Annotated in this window: 21 protein-coding genes; 8 read left to right on the plus strand and 13 right to left on the minus strand. The window is 70.2% G+C overall.

All coding sequences use genetic code 11. The annotated features are described in order from the left end of the window. Nucleotides 1-554: 554 nt before the first annotated feature. The gene (locus tag D457_RS0113675; RefSeq protein ID WP_239646096.1) at nucleotides 555-1,190 is read right to left on the minus strand and encodes a hypothetical protein; all 636 of its coding nucleotides are present in this window, start codon (nucleotides 1,188-1,190) and stop codon (nucleotides 555-557) included. Between the two features lie 583 nt (nucleotides 1,191-1,773). Between D457_RS0113675 and D457_RS0113680 the strand changes: the two genes are divergently transcribed. After that, nucleotides 1,774-2,535 (plus strand): hypothetical protein, encoded by a 762-nt coding sequence (locus D457_RS0113680; protein ID WP_017581232.1) that lies wholly within the window; start codon nucleotides 1,774-1,776, stop codon nucleotides 2,533-2,535. Nucleotides 2,536-2,703: 168 nt separating this feature from the next. On the opposite strand, the gene D457_RS37025 is transcribed toward D457_RS0113680, so the two are convergent. From D457_RS37025 to D457_RS0113700, 3 genes are all read right to left on the minus strand, one after another. After that, entirely contained in the window at nucleotides 2,704-3,117 is a 414-nt protein-coding gene (locus tag D457_RS37025) for a hypothetical protein (RefSeq protein WP_239646097.1), read from the minus strand. Next, nucleotides 3,114-3,641: an ATP-binding protein gene (locus D457_RS0113695; protein WP_017581234.1), complete on the minus strand. Its 528-nt coding sequence runs from the start codon at nucleotides 3,639-3,641 to the stop codon at nucleotides 3,114-3,116. Before D457_RS0113695 ends, D457_RS37025 begins: the two co-directional genes overlap by 4 nt. 330 nt (nucleotides 3,642-3,971) lie before the next feature. After that, nucleotides 3,972-4,487 carry a hypothetical protein gene (locus D457_RS0113700; RefSeq protein WP_017581235.1) on the minus strand — a complete coding sequence of 172 codons (516 nt, stop codon included), beginning with the start codon at nucleotides 4,485-4,487 and terminating at the stop codon, nucleotides 3,972-3,974. Between the two features lie 482 nt (nucleotides 4,488-4,969). Here D457_RS0113700 and D457_RS0113705 point away from each other — a divergent pair, with 482 nt between their 5' ends. Then, nucleotides 4,970-5,842 (plus strand): helix-turn-helix domain-containing protein, encoded by an 873-nt coding sequence (locus D457_RS0113705; RefSeq protein WP_026116626.1) that lies wholly within the window; start codon nucleotides 4,970-4,972, stop codon nucleotides 5,840-5,842. Further along, complete coding sequence (locus tag D457_RS34740) at nucleotides 5,839-6,015, plus strand: DUF397 domain-containing protein (RefSeq protein WP_017581237.1); 177 nt, start codon at nucleotides 5,839-5,841, stop codon at nucleotides 6,013-6,015. Before D457_RS0113705 ends, D457_RS34740 begins: the two co-directional genes overlap by 4 nt. A 167-nt stretch (nucleotides 6,016-6,182) precedes the next feature. Here the strand turns inward: D457_RS34740 and ptsP are convergent, their stop codons facing one another. The 6 genes from ptsP to D457_RS0113740 all read right to left on the minus strand — a co-directional run bounded on the left by ptsP (nucleotide 6,183) and on the right by D457_RS0113740 (nucleotide 12,020). Beyond that, nucleotides 6,183-7,898: a phosphoenolpyruvate--protein phosphotransferase gene (gene ptsP, locus D457_RS0113715; RefSeq protein ID WP_017581238.1), complete on the minus strand. Its 1,716-nt coding sequence runs from the start codon at nucleotides 7,896-7,898 to the stop codon at nucleotides 6,183-6,185. Between the two features lie 191 nt (nucleotides 7,899-8,089). Continuing rightward, entirely contained in the window at nucleotides 8,090-9,130 is a 1,041-nt protein-coding gene (locus D457_RS0113720) for a zinc-dependent dehydrogenase (RefSeq protein ID WP_017581239.1), read from the minus strand. 128 nt (nucleotides 9,131-9,258) lie between these two features. After that, complete coding sequence (locus D457_RS0113725; RefSeq protein WP_017581240.1) at nucleotides 9,259-9,699, minus strand: PTS sugar transporter subunit IIA; 441 nt, start codon at nucleotides 9,697-9,699, stop codon at nucleotides 9,259-9,261. Beyond that, on the minus strand, nucleotides 9,689-9,997 hold the full coding sequence (locus tag D457_RS37030) for a PTS lactose transporter subunit IIB (RefSeq protein ID WP_017581241.1): 309 nt from the start codon (nucleotides 9,995-9,997) through the stop codon (nucleotides 9,689-9,691). Before D457_RS37030 ends, D457_RS0113725 begins: the two co-directional genes overlap by 11 nt. Before the next feature lie 81 nt (nucleotides 9,998-10,078). Next, nucleotides 10,079-11,179 carry a PTS mannitol transporter subunit IICB gene (gene mtlA / locus D457_RS0113735; RefSeq protein ID WP_017581242.1) on the minus strand — a complete coding sequence of 367 codons (1,101 nt, stop codon included), beginning with the start codon at nucleotides 11,177-11,179 and terminating at the stop codon, nucleotides 10,079-10,081. Nucleotides 11,180-11,258: 79 nt separating this feature from the next. After that, entirely contained in the window at nucleotides 11,259-12,020 is a 762-nt protein-coding gene (locus D457_RS0113740; RefSeq protein WP_017581243.1) for a DeoR/GlpR family DNA-binding transcription regulator, read from the minus strand. A gap of 361 nt (nucleotides 12,021-12,381) precedes the next feature. On the opposite strand from D457_RS0113740, the gene pfkB reads away from it, so the two are divergent. Both pfkB and D457_RS0113750 read left to right on the plus strand, forming a co-directional pair. Continuing rightward, nucleotides 12,382-13,323 carry a 1-phosphofructokinase gene (gene pfkB, locus D457_RS0113745; protein WP_017581244.1) on the plus strand — a complete coding sequence of 314 codons (942 nt, stop codon included), beginning with the start codon at nucleotides 12,382-12,384 and terminating at the stop codon, nucleotides 13,321-13,323. A 90-nt stretch (nucleotides 13,324-13,413) separates the two neighbouring features. Beyond that, the gene (locus D457_RS0113750) at nucleotides 13,414-13,683 is read left to right on the plus strand and encodes an HPr family phosphocarrier protein (RefSeq protein ID WP_017581245.1); all 270 of its coding nucleotides are present in this window, start codon (nucleotides 13,414-13,416) and stop codon (nucleotides 13,681-13,683) included. Between the two features lie 77 nt (nucleotides 13,684-13,760). On the opposite strand, the gene speB is transcribed toward D457_RS0113750, so the two are convergent. Then, the gene (gene speB / locus D457_RS0113755; RefSeq protein WP_017581246.1) at nucleotides 13,761-14,768 is read right to left on the minus strand and encodes an agmatinase; all 1,008 of its coding nucleotides are present in this window, start codon (nucleotides 14,766-14,768) and stop codon (nucleotides 13,761-13,763) included. Next, on the minus strand, nucleotides 14,765-16,219 hold the full coding sequence (locus tag D457_RS0113760; protein ID WP_017581247.1) for a purine-cytosine permease family protein: 1,455 nt from the start codon (nucleotides 16,217-16,219) through the stop codon (nucleotides 14,765-14,767). Before D457_RS0113760 ends, speB begins: the two co-directional genes overlap by 4 nt. 95 nt (nucleotides 16,220-16,314) lie before the next feature. Here D457_RS0113760 and D457_RS0113765 point away from each other — a divergent pair, with 95 nt between their 5' ends. Beyond that, on the plus strand, nucleotides 16,315-17,013 hold the full coding sequence (locus D457_RS0113765; protein ID WP_017581248.1) for a TetR/AcrR family transcriptional regulator: 699 nt from the start codon (nucleotides 16,315-16,317) through the stop codon (nucleotides 17,011-17,013). Between the two features lie 90 nt (nucleotides 17,014-17,103). On the opposite strand, the gene D457_RS0113770 is transcribed toward D457_RS0113765, so the two are convergent. Continuing rightward, entirely contained in the window at nucleotides 17,104-17,859 is a 756-nt protein-coding gene (locus D457_RS0113770; protein ID WP_017581249.1) for an SDR family oxidoreductase, read from the minus strand. Nucleotides 17,860-18,070: 211 nt separating this feature from the next. On the opposite strand from D457_RS0113770, the gene D457_RS0113775 reads away from it, so the two are divergent. Next, nucleotides 18,071-19,588 carry an MFS transporter gene (locus D457_RS0113775; RefSeq protein ID WP_017581250.1) on the plus strand — a complete coding sequence of 506 codons (1,518 nt, stop codon included), beginning with the start codon at nucleotides 18,071-18,073 and terminating at the stop codon, nucleotides 19,586-19,588. Beyond that, entirely contained in the window at nucleotides 19,585-22,218 is a 2,634-nt protein-coding gene (locus tag D457_RS0113780; RefSeq protein WP_017581251.1) for a PEP/pyruvate-binding domain-containing protein, read from the plus strand. Before D457_RS0113775 ends, D457_RS0113780 begins: the two co-directional genes overlap by 4 nt. Nucleotide 22,219: the final 1 nt, after the last annotated feature.

A 22,219-nucleotide genomic window follows, 5' to 3' on the forward strand; every position in this document is an offset into this window, starting at 1 on the left:
CGGGATCCTCCGGCCTGTGGGGACGGGGTCGCGTATCGCGGCCGGTCACCCCTGCCGGTGAACACCACGAGCAACCCGCCAGGCCCCCGGGCACGGTTTCGGCCCCTTTTTCAAAGATGATCTTGCTACCAGAAGCGAAATCGGCGCCGAACTTGCTTCTGGTAGCAAGATCACCGGGGATGGAGTGGTTTCGGAAGCAGCGGACAGCACCAGACGCGGGTTACGGACACCCTGGCTTGCCCAGGGCCGACACCACAACGCTGAACCCCATCCTCACCGCCGGGTGTCCGATGGCACGATTGACCGGCCGCGACACGCGGCCCGGTCCTCGCGGGGCTGGGGGTGCTCCGGCCGAAGGCCGAGGTAGTTGAGCTTGGGCTCCGACCACTCCTCCCCCGTTTCCCGGTAGCCGCCAACCGCCGTCGCATCGGGGGCTGCCGCTGCCGGGCGGATCGACCGCCCTCCCGAACGGGCGCACCGGCGGCTGCGGCGAGAGCTCCGGTGTCAGCCCATGGTGCACGGGCCGACACCGCAGCAAGCGGGACCGTGCCGGATCAACGACCGATGGTCCAGGCCCCGTCGGCCTTGATGTGGATGAACTCGACCGCTTCGGGGCCGTCGAGCAGCGGCAGGTCGCTCATCCTGGTGCTGCCTTCGTAGTCGCCGATCTCGTTGACCATGCTCGCGTAACGGGTTCCGTCCGCGCCGTAGGTCACGATGATGAAGTTGGCGCTGCCGGAGTGGGTGAGCTGCAGGGTCGTACTGTCCGTCAGCGTCCAGTCCAACCGGTAGAACGCGTCACCGGAGCCGCTGAGCCAGTAGTTGTCACCGGCCCAGGTCACGGCCTCGGCGGGGTCCATGGGGAGCTCATCCTGGGTGCCGTCGGCGACGGTCTCCTCGGGCTCGTCCTCGGCGATTCCGTCCTCCTCGGACTGCTCGTCGGTGTCGGTCTCCGGTTCCTCTGCGGAGTCCACTGGCGCGGGCGTGTCCCCGCCGACAGGCTCAAGGTCGCCGAGCTGGAAGGAACACGAGGTCAGGGCCGCTGCGAGAGTCAGGGAGGCGGCACCGGCGGCCGCCCGTGCCAGGAGGGTGCAGCGCGGGGAGCCGGGGTTGAGGTCAAGGTTCATGGTGATGTCTTCCAGGAGAAGTGCGGGGAGCCCGCTTCCCCAGGGCAGGGGGAGGCGTTGCATTGGGGGAAGTGTTGTGTCGGGGGAATCGGTCGTTTGCTGTGACGCGAAGGATCCGGATTCAGTTCCGGGTGTCCGACGGTGACGATCTGACGACCGTGTGCTCCTGTGCAGGTCGGGCCATGGTTCCGGAAGGGATGCTCCGCGCGACGCGGGGTGCGGGCCGCCGCGACCCACACCGAAGCGACCCGACCCACCCCTCTGGGGCCGACCCCTTCATCCCCAAAGGCACGAACCCCGGGGCAACGTTGGCGATCCCGACACGTACCCGCCGGAGCTATCAACAAGAGCACGCCCGCCTGCCGCTCCGGCGCTAGCTCCTCCCTAAGAGGAGCAACGCCCAACGCCTAGCCACGTGTACGCCCCGACAGCGCCCGTGGCGCCAGACACAGCAGTGCCAACCCACAAAGGAATAAAGTGAGAAGTACTGGGAGAAAGCAAAAGAGAGCGGCCCGAGTCCCCTTGACGGGGCCCCGAAAACGGGGTGGTACCCCAGGCCGCCCAGCAGAAGCCACCCACCCACACACATAGCAGGCCAGGAGACCCCACCGCTCTACCCGGCCCCACCCCGATTACGGGAACCCACATGGCAAAACCGACCGAGCCCACCCACCTGGTCACCCTCACCGAATGGGCCCAACAACACGGCTTCAGCGAAAGCTACGCCCTACGCCAACTTCCCTACCAAAACGAGAACTTCCCCGAACCCGAAACCACCCGCACCCTCATCCGCTACCAACACCCCACCCCCATCGACCTCCCCGACCACGACCCCGACACCGCAGTCACCCTCAACGGATTCGCGCGCATCCTCGACGTCTCCGCCCACCTGATCACCCAGACCCGCGACAAGGACCCCAACCTCCTACCCTCTCCCCTAACGAACCCGCCCCGCCCCACCCGAGGCCGCCCCACCCACCACTACCGCCTCGGCGACCTCCTCACCTGGTGGAACAACCGACCCCCCATCACACGCGGCAGCGTCCAAGTCGGCCTCTACGACCCCGCCAAACTCGCCCCCTTCGAACCCCGACGCAACAAACCCGCAGAGCTTCCCGGCCACGACCCCAACAGCGAGGTCACCCTCGGCCGCTTCGCCACCCTCATCGGCGTCAACCGCAGCACCGTCTCCCAGTACAAACGCAAGACCCCCGACGCCCTGCCCGACACCATCGAGGGCTACCGCCCCAACCGACTCCCCCCGCACACCCGAGCGAAGTTCCGCCTCGGTGACCTCCTCGCCTGGTGGAACAGCCGCCCCGGAAGCATCGCCGGATACCGCTCCCCCACCGGAGGCACTGCCTCCCCACGCCACCCCCCTATAACCGATTCGGAGGGTGAATATTAATGGGTGATTTGTCTTCGCTGTCCAAGTGTCAGCAACTTACAGATACTGGTTTCTTGGCCCACTGAACGAGTAGGTCACCGAGGCTGCTCCCCTCGCACGCGGGGATGGGCCCGCCATGTACGCCGGGCCCATCCCCTTTACTTGAACGCTGCGCTGTAGCTGCGGTGGTTAGAGCGGGAACCCGGCCTGGAAAATGGTTTCGCCGAGCGATTCAATTTGGGAGTGGACGAACAACAACGCGGCGCTGATGGCCACGGCGGGCCAGGACCACCACCGACGTGGAGCACGGTGGCGGCCCCGGTTGGGACTGGGCAGGGGCGGGTCTGGTCGACGGGGTTCCCGCTTGACCTGTTCGCGGCGTCGGCGGGTGACCTTCGCCCAGTGCGGCACAGCGTGGTGCTGGAGCCGGTAGGCCAGGTGGGGATCACCTTCCATCTGGCGCAGTAGCCGTTCCTGGCGGTCCTGGTGCGACTCGGGCGGAGCCACCAAGCGGCGGTTGGCGCCAGGGCGGGAGAAGCGGTGGCCCCGGGGCGCGGACAGGCGTTGGCGTACCTCGGGACTCACATGGTGCGGACCGCTCACCGGGCCGCCTCGGGGAGAGCGGCCTCGGGGAGGGTGAACTCGGCCCAGGTCACGGTGCCCAGCCCTTGGCAGAAGGGGAAGTCCAGCACCGAGCGGGTACCCCACCGGTCGGCGAGGTGCCCGATCAGCAGCAGGCCTCGGCCGCGTTCGGCCTGCTCCCACTCCTCGATGGTGTGCTGCGGGGTTTGCGGAGCCTGGAACTCGGCGTGGTCGGTGCGCTGGCCGTCGTCGATGATCGCGACCTGGAGGGTGGAGGCGGTGGGCATGTGCAGGGTGCGGATGACCCGGCCCTCGACGTCTTCCCCCGAGAGGCTGTGATCGACCGCGTTCGAAAACATCTCGCTGGCGCACAGGACGATGTTCTCGCTGGTCTCGGCAGGCAGTCCGACCAGGCGGTGCAGGTCGGCGGTCAGGTCCGCGCGCACCCAGCGGGTCTGGGCCAGGTCGCCGGGGTAGAGGCGGGAGGGCCAGCGACGTCCCGCGAACGGGGGTGTGGGGGTGTGGATGTTTGACACAATGGCCATGTCGGCAACTCGCTTCCTGTTGCAATCGGGTTTGGTTGTCGGCCTGCTCTGGGGGTGTTGTCGCACCCGCCAGAGCTTTCTTATGAGTGCTGAAGGCCTGGAGGGTTCAGCGTGTGGCGGTGATCGTGTGCCCGCAGTAGCGGCAGGTTGCGGTGGCCGTGTTGCCGCGCTTCACGGGTGGCTGGTCCGGGATGTAGTCGTGGCCGTTGCGGTCTGAGCAAGGCGTTTGGTTGTCCATCGCACCCGAGTCATGGGGGTGGGCCGCGCGCCCGCCGGGCCTTGGGGACCGGTGCCACAGCGGGCGCGCGGGGTTGTGAGGGTGAGCCGGACTCAGTTGGCAGGCGGGTTGGTTCCCAGGAGCCGGTAGCCGAGCAGGCGCAGGAGTTCGTGGCGGGTGGGCGCGGTGACACGCTCCCAGCGGTCGCCCTCGCCCGTCCAGTCAAAGGGGCGCCGAGCCACATAGACCTCGTGGGGCGGCTGACCCTCGATGGTCAGGTTCCAGTTCAGGTAGAGCAACGGGCACAGGATGTGCTCGGGGATGGGCAACTCCCCCTCGGCGGGCGAGGGTTGCTGTGCGGGCGTGGGCAGGCTCGCCCCGTCACCGCCGACTACTCGGATCGCGCCGGGCGGGTTGGGGTGCTTGAACATGGCCTGATCGACGAGCTCGGTAGCCAGCTCGGTGTCAGCCTCCTCGTGGGCGATGCGCAGCGCTTCCCTGATCAGGGGTAGCCGGTTGCGCAGGGTGTGGGAGTGCCACTCGGCCCTCTGGGAAGCGGTCAGGTGCGCGGGTGGCTGAAGGGCTTCGTCGATGACGGTGAGCAGGTCCCTGGAGTAGATGTCGCGCATCAGACCGTCACCCCCAGCCGACGCAGCCCCGCCAGGAGCAGCTGAAGAATCTGGAGAGGTGCGGAGTCCAACGGCCGCCGGGGCGCCGGGACCCGTGGCGGTCGAGGTGAGCACAAGGGCTGCCCCAGGATCAGGGCCCGGGGAACCGGGGCATAGGCCCGGATACGTCCGGCCCGACGGGGACGACAGCGGAGCCCGGCGGGAAGGGTGCTCCACGCGTCGTTGATCCTCGAATGGGGCCAGGGGATAAAGTCGGTCATGTCAGCGCTCCAAAGCAGCGTTGGCCAGGCCCCGGACGTGCCAGCGTCGCGGGGCTCTTCTTGCCGCATCGCGAGGGAGACCAGCAATCGGGTCAACCACTCCCCGGTTTGCGGAGATTTCAGTTTCCACCGCGCCTACAAAAAAAGCAAGTGGCTTACACAACTTGATGAAGCTACTCTGTTACGCAAGTCCGTTTCATCCCCTTGTGGCATCCTGGGGGCATGAGCAGCAAGGAAAAGCCACCGCCCACGGTGGCGCGGTGGGTTTTGGCCCGAGAGTTGCGCCGTCTCCGTGGTGATAGGTCCTTCACCGGCGTGGCCAAAGCGATCCGATCCCAAGGCTCATCACTGGCACGTTGGGAGTCAGGGAAGGCCGACGGCCAAGTCCCAGGTGTGCACAGCCTCGAGAGACTCTTGGCGCACTATGAAGTGACCGAAGAGGAAACCGCTCGCCTCATGGACCTCCGAGGCATCGCCCGCACCCCCGGATGGTGGCAGGGGCGCGATATCGGACGGCCCTACGGAACCTTCATTGGGCTTGAAGCGGCTGCCAGCGAGATGGCCGAGTACGAATCCCAGATCATCCCCGGCCTTCTCCAGACCGAGGACTACGCTCGCGCGGTGATCAGGGCAGTGAGCGCACCGGAGCGAGTGCGAGCAGAAGAGGTCGCCGACCGCGTCGCCGTCCGCCTGCGCCGACAAGAAGAGTGGCGCACTCGGAGAACACCTCATCTGTGGGCAATCATCGCGGAGAGCGCGCTCCGGTCCAGAGTGGGTGGGCCCGAGGTGATGCGCGAACAGTTGAAGCAAGTCCTGAGCTTGTCTGAGGAAGAGGACATGTTCACGCTTCAAGTGCTGCCGCACGACACCGGCGCGCACGCGGCCATGGAGATCAGTGCGTTTACGCTGATAGACGTATCCGACGCTGGTTTGGCATCTGTGTATATCGAGGGGCCAACCGCCGATATCTTCATGGACGACCCAGGCGACGTCACAAGTTACCGCCGGGTGGCTGAGCACCTGCGCAAGGCCGCGCTGAGCGGGCCCGGTTCTCGGGCCCTGATTTCACAGATGTTGGAGGATCTTCCCTCATGAGCACCGACCCGAAGTACCACAAGTCCTCGTACAGCGGCGGCAACGGTAACTGCGTCGAGGTCGCCGAGCTGCCTACTGGTGCTGCCGTTCGCGACACCCAGAACCGGCAGGCCGGTCATCTGTCCTTTACCTCCCAGGAGTGGGCAGCGCTGCTGTCCACCATGCGCCCGTAGCCACACACGGGAAAGGGGCCCCTCGTTCAGTGAGGGGCCCCTTCTCAGTTCCTGGACACTTCGCCCTGGGCTGTCCTGGGCGGGAAGTGGGCTCTACTAGCCGTAACTGGTCAGGAGTTCGGGACGTTTTTCTCTGATTCCGGGGCGCAGCAGTGGGGCCGAGACCGTCAGAGGTTGGTGACCTCGGGGTGGGCGGCTCGGCGGACGATCTCGCGTGAGCGCTCTGGGCTGTCGGCGGCCAGGGCGAGCTCGGCCAGGCCACGGCACTCGGCTTTGGAGTGGTGGGCGAGGGCGAAGCGCACGGCGGGGAGCGCCGGTGAGGCCGTGGAGAGGCTGGTGACGCCCAGGCCGACGAGGACCAGGGCGAGCAGGGGATCAGCGGCGGCCTCCCCACAGACACCGACGGATCGGTCGGCCCTTCTACCGGCGTCGCCGACGCTGTCGATCAGGCTCAGCAGGGCGGGCTGCCAGGGGTCGAGCAGGTCGGGCAGCGCCCCCAGGGTACGGTCTGTGGCCATCGTGTACTGGGCGAGGTCGTTGGTGCCGATGGACACGAAGTCCACGTGGTTCAGCAGCCGGTCGGCGAGCAGGGCGGCGGCCGGGACCTCCACCATGACGCCGATCTCGGCGGTGGTGCCCAGTCCGGCGGTGCGTGCCAGGGATGCGAACTCTTCGGCTTCGGCGGGTGTCGAGACCATCGGCGCCATCACCCGGACCTTGGCCTGGTGGTCGGGCTCGCGGGCGGCCGCCGCGATGGCGGTGAGCTGGTCGGAGAGCAGGGTCGGGTGCACACGCGCGGTGCGAAAGCCCCGAACACCGAGGGCCGGGTTGTCCTCCGGGCCGGTCTCGGCGAAGGCCAGGGGCTTGTCCGACCCCGCGTCAAGGGTGCGCACGGTGACGGTTCGGCCGGTGAAGGCCCGGAACAGGCGGGTGTAGGCCTCGGTCTGCTCGGCGATGGTGGGCGGCTCCGCCCGCTCCAGGAAGAGGAACTCGGTGCGCAGCAGGCCGATGCCCTCGCTGTCGTGGGCGGCGGCCTCGTCGGGGTCACCCTCACCGGCGTTGAGCAGCAGGGACACAGGGACCCCGTCGGAGGTGCGGCCCGGTCCGGAGGCGGCGGAGAGCACGGCCCGGCGGCGTTCGACACGTCGGCGGACCTGTTCGGCGACCTCGGGGGCGGGGTCGACCTCGACGGTGCCCGCGTCGCCGTCCACCGCGACGGTGGTGCCGTCGGTCAAGGTGCCGGCACCCACGCAACCCACCACGGCGGGCAGGCCGAGTGAGCGGGCCAGGATCACGGTGTGGCTGGTGGGACCGCCCAGGCGGGTGACGATGGCCAGGACCTGGGAGGTGTCGAGCCGGACGGTGTCGGCGGGCGCCAGATCCTCGGCGACCAGCACGTGCGGGTGGCCAGGGTCGGGCAGTCCGGGCATCGGCAGTCCCAGGAGCACCGCGACGGCGCGGTCACGGATGTCGCCGAGGTCGGCCGCGCGCTCGGCCAGGTAGCCGCCGGCGGCCAGGAGCAGATCCTGGTACCGGCCGCAGGCGTCCCGCACCGCCCAGGCGGCGGCGCGGCCGTTCTGAACCTCCTCCTCCACCTGACGCCGCAGTTCGGGATCGCGGGCCATGAGTGCTTGGGCGTTGAGCACCGCCGCCGCTTCGCCGTCCAGTTCGGCGGCCCGCCCCTCCAGATCCGCGGCCACACTGACCAGCGCCTCACGGGCGACCGACTGCTCCTCGACCGTGTCGGCGACCTCGGGCTCACGTTCGGGGAGCGAGGGCGGGGCCGCCATCCGAGCGACCGGGGCGACGGCCCCGCCGGGACCGGCCGCGATGCCCTTCAGCACAGGCGCGGTGGGGTTCGGGGCGGATTCCGTCTGCTCCATGAGTGCTCTCCTGTGACGGCTGGGGGTGCTGCGGTCGGTCGGGGTGGGGCCGGGTTGGTGGTGGGCATGGCGGTACTGGCGGGACCTTGAGTCCCCCAATAGGTCAAGACAACCCGGAAACGGCCCGGGGCGCCAGACCGGATTCCGAATCTGTGGATAACCGGTCCGGGTGGCACCCGCGGGCCGTTCGGTCAGGGCTGGATGGTCACCTTGACGGCGGTGCCCGAGGCGACGGTCTCGATCGCCTTGTGCACGTCGGACAGGGACATCCGCTCGGTGATGAGATCCGCGACCGGGACCTCGCCGGTGGAGATGAGTTCGAGGGCGCGCTTGTTGTGTGCCGGGCTGGAGCCGTTCGCGCCGAAGATGGAGATCTCCTTGTAGTGCACGACGTTGGCGTCCAGCTGGATGATCGGCGCGTCCTTGGGCAGTCCGCCGAAGAAGCTGATCCGGCCGCTGCGCGCCACCATCTTCAGTGCGTCCTCCTGGGCCCGGCCCGAGGCGGCGGCCGTGATGACCAGGTCCGCTCCTCGGTCACCGGTCAGGCGCAGGACCTCGGCGACCGCGTCGGTCTCCTCGCCGCAGATTGCGGCGTCCGGCTCCACGAGGGCGGCGGACATGTCCAGTCGGCCCCGGTTCAGGTCCACCAGGTACACCTTGGCCGCGCCCTTGGCCCGGGCCAGACGCACGTGCAGGCAGCCGATGGGACCGGCGCCCATGACCACCACGGTGTCTCCCTCGCCGACCCCGGCGATCTCCTGGCCGTTGAGCACACAGGCCAGCGGCTCGGCCACCGACGCCTCGGCGAGGTCCACGTTGTCGGGCACCCGGTTGACCCCGTCCACGGCCAGAACCGCCTCGGGGATGATCATGTACTCGGCGAACCCGCCGTCGTAGTGGTAGCCCATGGACTCCTGGTTGGAGCAGACCGTGAACCGGCCGTCCGCGCACTCGACGCACTTGCCACACGGGATGGCCGCGATGACCTGGACGCGGTCGCCCTCGGCCCAGCCGGTCACGCCCTCGCCCGCCTCGACGATCCGGCCCGCGATCTCGTGGCCGATCACCCGGGGCGGTCGGATGTGGTGGTGGCCGTGCCGAGAGATCTTCACGTCGGTGCCGCAGGTGGAGCAGTTGGCGACGACGATCTTGAGCTGCCCCGGTCCGGGGGTGGGCTCGGGTGCCTGCTCCAGGCGGATGTCACCTGGGGCGTAGAAGCGGGCGACGAGCATGTTCGGGCCTTTCTGGTGGGGCTTGGCCGGGGCGGGGTTCTCCGCCCCGGCCGGTGGGGCGACGGAGTCGGTCAGTGGCGGGTTTCGGGTAGTGACCGGGCTGCGGTTGGTAACCGGGCTGCGGTTTCTCAGCCCGTTGCCGGGGCGAGGAGTTCGAGGACCTCGTCCACTCCGGCGGCGGAGCGCAGGCGGGCCGCGCGTTCGGGGTCGGTGAGCACCCCGGCCAGCGAGGACAGCACCTGGAGGTGTTCGTCTCCGGAGGCGGCGATGCCGATGGCGACGTGCACGGTCTGCCCGCCCCAGTCGACCCCCTCCGGGAACTGGATTACCGCCAGGGCGGTCCGTTTGACCAGCGCCCGGGAGGCGTCGGTGCCGTGCGGGATGGCCACGCCCTCACCCACGAAGGTGGGAATGGAGGCCTCCCGCTCGTGCATGGCGGTCACGTAGCCGGGTTCCACGGCACCGAGCTCCACGAGGAGGGCGCCGCACTGGTCGATGGCGTCGGCCCGGTCCCGGGCGGCGCCGCCGAGCCGCACGGACTCGGCGGTGAGGGTGAGGTCAGTCGGCAAGGGTGCCACCGTCCCGGATCGCCGCCTCCACGCGGGTGAAGGCGGGGTCGCCGAGGAACATCTGGAAGGCCACGACCACCGTGTCGTCGACCCGGTGGCGGGCCCGGTCGACCAGGCCGCTGTGGCACAGGACGAGGTCGGCGTCGTCGGGGATACGGTCGACCGGCGAGTGCTCGACGGTGACCCCGTACGGGGACAGGCTCTTCTTGAGCTGTGTGGTGAGCAGGACGCTGCTGCCCATCCCGGCGTCACAGGCGACGACGACCTTCTTGATGTCGGAGCCTTCGATGGTGGCCATGGGTGCTTCTCCCGGTTCTGTGCTGCTGCCCAGTGGTGGTGTTCGGTGCTTTGTGGTGCTGCTGCGCTGGTGTTCGGAGGGCTACTCGCCCTTGCCGGCCCCTGCCTGCTCGGCCGCCTGGGCCGCCTCGCGTTCGGCCTTGCGCTCGGCCCGGCCGAAGCCGAGGAGGAACGAGGCCACCACGAACGAGGCGATGGTTCCCACGGCGACACCGGCCAGGACACCGAGGTGGTCACCGCGCGGGGCGACGGCCATCAGGGCGAAGATGCTGCCGGGCGCCGGAGTGGCCAGCAGCCCGACGTCGAAGATGAGGAAGGTGGTGATGCCGGACATGCCGCCGGCGATCGCCGCGAGGATGAGCTTGGGCTGGGCGAGGATGTACGGGAAGTAGATCTCGTGGATGCCGCCGAAGAAGTGGATGATGATCGCGCCGGGGGCGGTGGCACGGCTGAGCTTGGGGCCGAAGAGCATGCAGGCCAGCAGGATGCCCAGGCCCGGGCCGGGGCTGGTCTCGATGAGGAACTCGATGGCCTTGCCCTGCTCAGCCACCCGGGCAACGCCCAGCGGTCCGAGGACGCCGTGGTTGATGGCGTTGTTGAGGAACAGGACCTTGGCCGGTTCGACCAGGATCGACACCACCGGCAGCAGTGACATGTCGATGAGGAACTGCACGCCCCGGCCGAGCCAGCCCGCGACGGTGGTCACCACCGGGCCGATGGCGAAGAGCCCGATGATCGCCATGACACCGCCGAGGATTCCGGCGCTGAAGTTGTTGACCAGCATCTCGAAACCGCTGGGGGTCCGGGGCTGGACGAGCTTGTCGAACTTCTTGAGCAGGTACGCGGCGAGCGGGCCGACGACCATCGCGCCGAGGAACATCGGGATGTCCGCGGAGACGATCACACCGACCGTGGCGATCGCGCCGACCACACCGCCGCGCTTGTCGTAGATGAGGTAGCCGCCGGTGTAGCCGATCAGCAACGGCAGCAGGAAGGTGATCATCGGGCCCACCAGCTCGGCCATCTGCTCGTTGGGCCACCAGCCGTCGGGGATGAACAGGGCGGTGATGAGGCCCCAGGCGATGAACGCGCCGATGTTGGGCATCACCATGCTCGCCAGGAAACCGCCGAAGCGCTGGACTCCGGATCGCACGGAGACGAGTCTGCCTTGCTCAGTGGACATGGGGGGGAACCTCCTGGGAGGTCCGGCGGGCGGTCAGCCTCGGCCGGGGTGGGATGGCTGTGGAGCGCGGGCGCTCTGGCTAGACGGCCCGGACGGAGAGTCCGGTCGCCTCCAGTTCGTCCGCGAGCCCGTCTGCGAGACCGTTGTCGGTGATGACCAGGTCGAGGTCCTCGACAGCGGCGAAACGGGCGAAGTGGTCGTTGCCGACCTTGGTGTGGTCGGCGAGCAGGACGGCGCGCCGGGAGGAGGCGATCATGGCCCGCTTGACCTCGGCCTCGGCCGGGTCCGGGGTGGTCAGACCGCGTTCGACGGACACGCCGTTGGTGGCCATGAAGGCCACGTCCACGTAGCACTCGGCGAGGGCGCGCAGGGCCCAGGCGTCGACGCTGGCCTGGGTCCTGGTGCGCAGACGGCCACCGAGCAGCATGAGGTTGATGTTGGTTCGGGGAGTGAGTGTGAGAGCTATCGAGAGCGAGTTGGTGACGACGGTGAGCTCGCGGTCCGTGGGCAGCTGTTCGGCCAGCCGGCCGGTGGTGGAACCCGCGTCCAGGAGGATGGCGCCCTCGTCGGGAAGTTCGGCGAGCGCGGCCTTGGCGATCCGCTCCTTCTCCTGGGTCATGACGGAGTCACGCACGTTGAGCGCGGGCTCGAAACCCAGCCGCTCGACGGGGATCGCGCCGCCGTGGACCCTGCGCAGGACCCCGTGCCGCTCAAGGGCGGTGAGGTCGCGACGGATGGTCTCGTAGGTGACGTCGAACTCAGAGGCGAGCCCCGTGACGTCGACCCGGCCTTCGTGGCGGGCGCGTTCGAGGATCACCTTCTGGCGTTCTTCCGCGTACATGTTGGATCACCTGTGTTTCGGTGTGGTTTTCGGTGAGCTTAATGGTGTTGCCTGGGACACACAAGGGGTATCTCCACCTAATATCCCAGCAACCCCACTCAGGCCGCCAACAGGGGGATCATCCGACATGTAGCTAGCGTGAACAGGAAGGGACATGGCTTGGCCACCCCCCGGATGCCCCGTCCGCGCACCGCCCGACCCGGGCAGCACCATTGACACACACAGGCAAACACACATAATCAAAGGCAGAACCACACCATCGCAGCGTGGAAGCAGCTCTGGGTTGGAAGCAACACAGCACGGCACCACGGCAGAGCCGTCTTCCGGACCGGGCGCGTCACACCCCTCGAAAAGAGCACCCATGATCCTGACCCTCACCCCGAACCCGAGCGTCGATCACACACTGGAGGTCGACAGCCTCGTACGAGGCGAGGTCCTGCGGGTGCACGCCACCCGTGCCCAGGCGGGCGGCAAGGGCGTCAACGTCTCCCGTGCGCTGCTCGGCGCCGGCGTCCCCACCCGGGCCGTCCTCCCGGTCGGCGGTGGCGGCGGCGCCGAGCTCACCACCCTCCTCGGCGACCTGCCCAGGGTCACCGTGCCCATCGACGGAGAGACCCGTGGGAACGTCACCGTCACCGAGGCCGACGGCACCACCACCAAGCTGAACGCCGCCGGGCCCGCCCTCTCCACCGAGGAGGTCGAGGCCCTGCTCGCGGCCCTGGATGACGAGCTCTCCCACTCCCCCGACTGGGTGGTGGCCAGCGGAAGCCTGCCCGCCGGGGTCCCCGACGACCTCTACGTACGCGTGGCCCGCCTGGCCGCCTCCTACGGGGTCCCCCTCGCCCTGGACACGTCGGGCGCACCGCTGGCGGCCGCCGCCTCGGCCGGTTCGATCGCACTGCTCAAGCCCAACCACGAGGAACTGTCCGCGCTGGTCGACCGTGCACTACCCACCGTCGGCACCGTCACCGAGGCCGCCCGCGAGGTGCTCTCCTGGGGCAACGAGGCCGTGCTGGTCACCCTCGGCAGCCACGGGGCGCTGCTCGTCACCGGACAGGACGTGCTCTGGGCGCGCGGCCCCCGGGTGCGCACCCGCAGTACCGTGGGCGCGGGCGACAGCGCGCTCGCGGGCTTCCTCTCCCGTGAGGACACCCCCCAGGAGCGCCTCCGGCAGGCCGTGGCCTGGGGCACCGCCGCCGTCGCCCTGCCCGGAACCACCGTCCCCCAGCCCGACGACGTGGCCACCGACAGCGTCAGCCCGGTGACCGAGCCCGACCCCCTGTGGCGAATCGACAAGCTGTGACCGCCGCACGCTCCACCAGCACCACAACCACCGCCCGCCGCGCACGGGGCCGGACCGCCCGGCCCCGCCCGACACCCTCCAAGGAATGACATGCCCGAGCGCACCGTAGTCATCGGCTCCCTCCTCGGCCTGCACGCCCGACCCGCCGCCCTGTTCGTCCAGGCTGTCAACGAGACCGGCCTACCCGTGAAGGTCTCCCGCGACGACCACAAGCCGGTGGACGCCAGCAGCGTGCTGGCGGTGATGTCGATGGGCGCCGCCCACGGCGAGGCCGTCACGCTGACCTGCGACGAGGAGGGTTCGGAGGAGGCTCTGGACGGCCTCGTGGAGATGCTCGGCAAGGAACTCGATCCGAGGTAGGCACCGAAACCGGTCGCGGGCACCGCCAGAGGCTCCCGGCAGTGCCCGCGATCGTCTTTCGCCTCTTCGCCCGGCCGTCAGTCCGCGTAGCCGTCGAGCATGGGGCGGGTCGGGTTCCAGCCCTGTCCCCGGCGACGCGCGGCGATCCCCGACAACGCCTCCAGCACGACCCGGTTGCCCAGCATCGCGGTGATGTCGGCGTGGTCGTGGTCCGGGGAGACCTCCACGATGTCCAGGCCGACGACCGGCAGCTCCACACAGATCCGGCGCACCGCGTCGAGCAGCTGACGAGATGTGAGCCCGCCGGGTTCGGGAGTGCCGGTTCCGGGCGCCATGCCCGGGTCGACGACATCGACGTCCACCGACAGGAACACCCCCTCGCACTCGTCGGTGGCCAGGGCGAAGGCCTCGTCCAGACAGGTGTTGAGACCCCGGGCGTCCATCTCACTCATCTCGTAGCAGCGCATCCCCTGCCGAGCCATCCAGGACAGGGTCTCCGGCTCAGGCCAGTACCCGCGCAGACCCATCTGGATGAACCGGTCGCCGCGCACGGCGCCGGACTCGATCAGCCTCCGCATGGGCAGGCCGTGTCCGAGCAGGGACCCGAAGTCGATGTTTCCGGTGTCGGCGTGCGCGTCGAAGTGGATCACCGACACGCGGCCCCAGCCGTGGTGGCGGGCGACCCCCTGCACGTCGGGCAGGGCGATGGTGTGGTCGCCGCCCAGCATCACCGGGATCTTGCCGGCGGCGGCGACCCTGGTCACCGCATCGCCGACCTTCTCGACCATCCCCTCGATGTCACCGTTGAAGCACTCAATGTCGCCCGCGTCCTTGGTGTTGAGCTCACGCAGGCCGTCGGTGCGCAGGGCCAGGTGCGGACGCTGTCCGTCGTGGGGCAGGTAGTCGGTGCCGCGCAGCGCCCGAGGGCCGAACCGGGTACCCGCCCGGTAGGAGGTGCCCCCGTCGAAGGGCACCCCCATGATGACGGCCTCGGCATCGGCCCAGGTCTCAGGCCGGTCCAGGTCGCACTCATCGACCCCCAGGAAGGTGTAGTCGGGGCCGAACATCGATCCGTAGCGGGTCATTCCATCTCCGTTGTCGTTGTGACGGGCTGGTCCGGGACCTGGGCGAACGCCGGTCGGCCCCGTACGAGCAGGTAGTAGACGAGCGCGGCGGCGGGGCCGCCGAGCAGGGACAGGTCCGCGCCGAGGGCGGCGGCCAGCGGCCCGACCCACAGCACCGAGTCGGCGGCCAGCGCCGACAGGGCGGTTCCGGCCACCAGGGCGGTCAGGCCGGCCCGGTGGAAGCCCCGCGTGTAGCGGTAGGTTCCGCCCTCGCGGTCGTAGAGCCCCGTGATGTCGAAGCGGGCGCGGCGCAGCCACATGTCGCAGAGGAAGACTCCGGCCCAGGGGGTGAACACGACGACCATCACCGACAGGAAGGCCAGGAGCGCATCGGTGAAGTCGACGACGAACAGTGCGACAGCCGAACCGGCGGTGACCAGGACGACCTGGATCAGGACTGTCCTGGCCCGGTTGAGGGGGACGCCGAGGATCTGCAGGTTCAGGCCGGACGAGTACAGCGTCATGATCGTGTTGGTGACGCAGCCGCCGACCACCACAGCCAGGAAGGGGACCTGGAACCACACGGGCAACAGGGTGGCGACGGCGGTGACCGGGTCGGTGGCCTCGACGACCTCGACCCGGGTGGCGGCGGCGATCCCGATGACTCCCAGGACCGTGGCCGGGACCATCGCGCCGAACCCTGTGGCCAGGGTGATCCCGCGCGCCCGGGAGGCGCGCGGCAGGTAGCGGGTGAAGTCGGCGCAGATCGCGATGTAGGACAGCGGTCCGCCCGCGACGGCGACGAGCAGGCCGACGGACCACGCCCACAACCGCGATCCGTCGGTTCCGCCGTAGGACAGGTCGGCCTGCGGCAGGACCAGGACACCCAGCACGACCGTGCACACGACCAGGCCGATGGCGAGCCAGCGCTGCATGACCTGAACGGTGGCGTGGCCGAGCACGGCGACGCTGGCCGTGCAGGCGATCATCACGACCAGCCCGGCCACCAGCACGGGCGCCCCGGTCCCCAGCCCCGCGGCGGCGCCCAGGACGGCGAGCGCCAGGACGCCCACGACCGTGTTGAGAATGATGTAGCCGACGCTGACCAGCCAATTGAGGACGGCCGCCGGGTAGTTTCCCCACCTCCCGAAGGAGGCCCGGGCCACGACCAGGGTCGGTGCTCCGGCCCGGGCCCCGGCGACCGAGGCAGCACCCACGAGGAAGAACGCCAGGTTTCCGACGGCGAAGATCGCGACGGCCTCCCAGAAGCGGAGGCCGAGGCCGATCACCAGGGCCCCGTTGATGACGAAGGTGAAGGTGAGGTTGGCGCCGAACCACACCCAGAACAGGTCGCGCGGCCCGCCGTGCCGGTCGGTGTCGGGAATCTGGTCCATCCCGTGCGCTTCGACACGGAAGACCTCGTCGGTGGCGACACCGGTGGTCGGCGGGCGGATGCCGTGGGGGTCGGACATGCGGGCTCCTCCGGTTGCTGACTTTAAAATCAGTTACCTGATGTTAAAGTCAGCACCCTCGGCGAGACAAGGGGCAAGTGGTAAAGAATGGGCCCATGACCAGTCCCGACACCCGCACACGCATCCTGGACGCCGCCGTCGAGCTCATCGCCCGCGACGGCTACGACGGCGTACGCCTGGCAGAGATCGCCAAGCGCGCGGGCGCCTCCACCGCCCTGCTGCACTACCACTTCGCCAACCGCGCCCAGCTGCTCGCGGCCGCCATCTCGCACTCACTGGACCGTGAGCGCTCCCGGGCCGAGCGCAGGGCCCACGCCCAGGAGCGCTCCTCACCCGCCGAGCGCGTGGCCGACCAGATCGATTTCTGGCTGCCCATCAGCCCCGACGACGTACGCGAGTGGCTGCTGTGGAGTGAGCTCGAGGGCCGCGCGGTGCGCGACCAGGACCTCGCCAAGGCACTCACCGACCTCTACACGCGGCTACGGGCGCCACTCGTCGAGGCCATCGCCGACGGTGTCGCCACCGGGGACTTCGGCCCCTGCGACCCGGAGGAGAGCGCCGCCGTGGCCCACGCCCTGCTCGGTGGGATGACGGTACGCCTCCTGGCCCGCGACCCCGGGCTGACCCTGCCCTGCGCCCGGGGCCTCGCGGGCCGCCACGTGGCACTCACCGTCGGTTACCCGGGCACGCTTCCCTTCGCCGACCGCGACATCCCCCTCCACGTCCCCGACCCGGGGATCGAACCGGCGCCGCCACGCCGTCGCGCCGCCCGCGCCACACGCTCACAGGGGTGAGCGGCCCCGCCCCGAGGCGGGCGGCGACGCCGAACGGCCGCCCCCGAGGGGACGGCCGTTCGGTGCTTCGGGGTCACTCCGTGCCCGTCGCTACTCCTTGACCCGGTGGATCTTGTGCTGCGCGGCCTGGGCGCGCGGGCGGACCACGAGCAGGTCGATGTTGACGTGCGGGGGCCGGGTGACCGCCCACACGATGGTGTCGGCGACGTCCTCGGCGCTCAGCGGGTCGGGCACCCCGTCGTAGACGGCCTCGGCGCGGTCGGCGTCCCCGCGCAGGCGGTTGAGGGCGAACTCCTCGGTCTTGACCATGCCGGGGGCCACCTCCAGCACCCGGACCGGTTCCCCGCACAGCTCCAGGCGCAGGGTCGCGGCGAGCGTGTGGGCGCCGTGCTTGGCGGCCACGTAACCGCCGCCTCCCTCGTAGACCACGTGCCCGGCTACCGAGGAGACGACCAGGACGGTGCCGTCGCCGCTGGCGATGAGCTTGGGCAGCAGCGCCTGGGTCATGTTGAGCACGCCTAGGACGTTGACCTCGTACATCTTCCGCCAGTCGGCGGGGTCGCCGGTGGCGACGGTCTCGGTTCCGATCGCGCCGCCCGCGTTGTTCACCAGCACGTCGCAGGCGTCCAGGGTCTCGGCGAAGGCATCGACCGCGGCGCGGTCGGTGACGTCGAGGACCTGGGCCCGGGCCGAGTGGCCGCTCTTGGCGATCTCCTCGGCCAGCGCCTCGATCCGGTCGGCGCGGCGGGCGACCAAAACCACGTCGTAGCCCTCGGCGGCGAGCCCGCGCGCGGTGGCGGCACCGATCCCGCTACTGGCTCCGGTGACGACCGCGGTCGCTGTCATGTGGTTCCTCCCAAGGTCAGGTGTCGCGCCGAGCGTATCCGGGTGGGCGGGACGGAGTGCGCGTCGGGCGGACCTGGCGCCATCGGGGGAGGAACACGCAGTTCAGCACAGGGCACTCGAAGCTCGCACTTAGGAAACGTTGCGTTTTCTACAAGACCCGCCTAGCATTAGGGAACGAAGCGTTCTCTAATGATCTGGGAGGTAGGCTCCGATGACCGGTGGGGGCAACGGGGTGGGCACAGCGCGGCGCCGCGGGTCGGTGGCTCCCGTCCTGCCAGGACTCCTTCTGGTGATGCTGCTGGCCCCGCTGGACCAGACCTCCGTGATCCCGGCGCTGCCGGTGATCGCCGGGGACCTGGGCGGACTGGACCAGATCCCCGCGGTCATCACCGCCTACCTGGTGGCTGCCACCGCGGTGCTGCCGGTCTACGGCAGACTCGGCGACCGCTTCGGCCGAAGACCCCTCCTCCTGATCGCCCTGTCCTTCTTCGTCCTCGGCGCCCTGCTGTGCGCCCTGGCCGCCTCCTTCCCGATGTTCGTGGCCGCCCGGGTGCTCCAGGGGGTGGGCGGCGGCGGGCTGATGATCGGTGGGCAGGCCACCCTCGCCGAGATCGTCAGCCCCCGTGAGCGCGGCCGGTACATGGGGCTCATGGGCTCGGTCGCCGTGCTGCCCGCGGTGGGCGGCCCCCTACTGGGCGGGGTGCTGGTCGACCTGTTCTCCTGGCGGTGGATCTTCGCGGTCCACATCCCGCTGGGGGCGGCCGCCTTCGTCCTCCTCGCCCTCACCCTCCGCCTGCCCCGGCCGACCACCCGGAAGCCGGTCGACCTGTTCGGAGCCGCCGCGCTCGCCGCGACCGTGGTCGGTGCCGTACTCCTGGCCGACCTGCTCGCCGGGAACGGGGGACGGCCGGGGTGGGCGGTCCCGGTACTGGCCGGGGCCACCCTCGCCGCATCATCGCTGTGGCTGGTCTCTGCCAGGCTGGCGCGCGACCCCGTGCTGCCCGCCCGGCTGCTGCGGCAGCGGGGGGTCGCCGTACCGGTCCTGCTCAGCTTCGCCGTGGGGTTCGCGCTCTTCGGCATCCTCGCCTACGTGCCGACCTTCGCCCAGGTGGCGCTGGGCACCACCGCCACCCAGGCGGGGTTCCTGGTCACCGCGCTGATGGCGGGCGCCCTGGTCACCATGAACGTCTCGGGAAAGCTGATCACCCGCAGCGGCCGGTACTGGTGGTCCCCGGTCACCGGCACCGGACTCATGGCCCTTGGCCTGCTCCTGTTCGGCCTGCTCGGGGCGTCCGGCGGCGTACCGGGCCTGGTGGCGGTGCTGTTTCTGATCGGCCTCGGGGTCGGGATGGTGATGCAGGTGGTGCTGCTGGCCGCGCAGAACGCCACCGACCCCGCCGATCTCGGCGCGGTCACCTCCTCCGTCCTGTTCCTGAGACAGGTGGGTGCCAGCGTGGGCGTCGCCCTGATGGGTGCGCTGGTCACCCGATCCTTCGCCGCACACTCCCCGGCCGGGGTCGCCGACCCCGGCGACCTCACCCCGGAAGCCATCGCCGCGCTGCCCCCCAACACCCGAGAACTGGTGGAGACCGCCTTCGGTACCGCCGTACCGGCGGCGACCCTGACGGTGGCCCCGCTGCTGGGGCTGGCCTTCCTCTTGGCACTGTTCCTGCCGGCGCTCCCCCTGCGCACCAAAGCACTGACCGACCTCGATCAGGAGAATTCATGAGCTCAACCGCTGTCACTCCAACCCCGTCCGTCGCCCCGCTGACCGCCTTCGGCGCCGAGGACCTGCCCGTCGCCGGAGGCAAGGCCGCCAACCTGGGCGAACTGCTGCGCGCTGGGCTTCCGGTACCCGAGGGCTTTGTGGTGACCACCGAGGCCTACGCCGCCGTCGCGGAGTCCGCGGGCCTGCAGGATCTGGTAGCCGCACTGGAAAGAACCCCGCTGGCGGAAGGCGCTCCGGACGGGAGCGCCCCGGAGAGAAGCGCCGAGGAAGAGGAAGCCCTCAGCCGAGTGGTGGGCGACGGGACCGGAAAGGGTCCCGCTCCCGCGGACCTGCGGGCTGCGCTGGTGGGGGCGGTCGTTCCGGACGCGCTCAGGGAGGGCATCGTCGCCGCCTACGGGCGGTTGGGCGCGGACGTTCCCGTGGCGGTGCGGTCCAGTGCCACCGCCGAGGACCTGCCCGGTGCGGCCTTCGCCGGGCAGCAGGACACCTACCTCAACGTGATCGGCGCCGAGGCGGTGGTGGACGCGGTCCGCCGGTGCTGGGCCTCGCTGTGGACCGACCGTGCCGTGGCCTACCGGCGCGAACGGGCAGTGGACCAGGCAGAGGTCCGGATCGCCGTGGTCGTGCAGGTCATGGTGGACTCCGAGGTGGCCGGGGTGATGTTCACCGCCGACCCGGTGAGCGGGGCCCGGGACCGGGTCGTGGTGGATGCCGGGGCGGGGCTGGGCGAGGCCGTGGTGTCCGGGCTGGTCACCCCCGACCACTACCTGTTGGACCAGCGCGGACGGGTCCTGGAGTGGAAGCCGGGGCGCGGCGAGGTGGTGATCCGCTCGGTCGAGGGCGGCGGGGTCCGGCAGGAGAGTGAGCGGGCGGAACCGTCCGAGGGCGGCGGAGGCGGGGGGTCGCGGAAGGCGCTGCTCTCCGATGACCAGCTGACCGTCCTGGCCGCGCACGCGCGGACCGTCGCCGAGCACTTCGGGCGGCCGCAGGACATCGAGTGGGCCCTGTCCGACCAGCGGTTCCGGATCGTGCAGGCCCGACCCATGACCGCACTGCCGCCGCCCTCCGTCCCGCTCAACCGGCGTCAGCGACTGCAGGCCTCGGTACTCACCGAGTACCTGCCCGTACGCCCCTACCCCATGGACGTCAGCACCTGGCTGGGGCGCGGCCCCACCGAGATGATGCGTAAGATCGCCGAGTACTACGGCCTGGTGGGCACCTTCCAGAACTACCTGCGCGAGGAGGACGGGGTGGTCGTCCAGCTCGTCCCACCCTCCCCGCACCCGGCGCCGCGTGTGGTGCTCACCCCCTGGAAGCTGGCGCGCAAGGCCCTCAGGTTCCGACCCGCCGACTGGGCCAGGGACCCGCGGTTGGCGGACCTGATCGCCGAGGCCGACACCCTGGACGCCCTGGACCTGCCCGCCCTGCCCTGGGCCGAGCTGCTCCAGGTGCCCGAGCGGGCCCTGCGGCTGATGGTTCCCTGCCAGGAGCTGCGGACCGACTACCTGCCCGGCAGCGGCCTGGCACTCGCCCGGATGGCGGTGACCACCGGCCTGCTGGGCCGCCGGGAACTGCTCGCCGACCTGCTGGGCGGGGCCCGCACCCGGACCGAAGACTCCAACGGGGCGCTGCGCGCGCTGGCCGAACGGGTCCGCGCCGAACCCGAACTGCTCCGGCTGTTCAACGACCGGGAACCGGCCGGGGTCATGGCCGCGCTGCGGGAGGAGACCGGGACCAGGTTCGCTGAGTTCCGTGCCCGGCTCGACGCCTTCCTGCGTGAGTACGGCCGGCGGGAAACCGCCTCCCCGCTGCTGGTCAGCCCGCCGACGTTGGCCGAGTCCCCCGAGGTGGTGCTGGGGCTGGTGCGTTCCCAGCTGTCCGAGAGCGCGGGGCCGGAGGACGGGGCCTCGCGGTCCGCGCAGGCGTTGGCGCGGTTGCTTGAACACCCGTTGTTGCGCGGGCGCCGGGCTCGGGCCAGGGTCGGGCGGTGGCTGCGCGCCGCCCAGGACGGGGTGGCCTTCCGCGAGGACAGCCACTTCTACTTCACCGCGATGCTCCCGGCTCTGCGCCGCTCCCTGTTGGAGATCGGCGAGCGGCTCCGGCGGGCCGGGGTTCTGGAAGAGGCCTTCGACCTGTTCCACCTGCGGTTGGAGGAGGTTGGTGAGGTCGAGGACGTCACCGCGATCCCGGCTGGGCAGGCCGAGCGGCTGAGCTCCCTGGTCCGGGATCGGGCGGCCAAGCGCGCCGAGCTGGCCGGGGTGCCGATGATCGATCCGGCCCGGGTCTTCCCGCGCGGGGACACCGGGGACGCCGTGGTCGCGGGGTCACCCGCCAGTTCGGGCACGGTGACCGGTCCGGTCCGGGTGGTCCTGGGCGCCGATGACTTCCACCGGCTCCGGGAGGGCGACGTCCTGGTCTGTCCGTACACCAACCCGGCGTGGACCCCACTGTTCCAACGGGCCGCCGCGGTGGTCGTCGATTCGGGGGCGATCGCCTCGCACGCCGCGATCGTGGCCCGCGAGTACGGCATCCCGGCGGTGATGGGCACCGGCACCGGAACGGCCGTGCTCGCCGATGGAGAGGTCGTGACCGTGGACGGCGGCAGTGGCAGAGTCACCAGAGCTTCGTAGG

It is taken from the genome of Nocardiopsis valliformis DSM 45023 (genome assembly GCF_000340985.1).
GTDB classification, from domain to species: Bacteria; Actinomycetota; Actinomycetes; order Streptosporangiales; family Streptosporangiaceae; genus Nocardiopsis; species Nocardiopsis exhalans.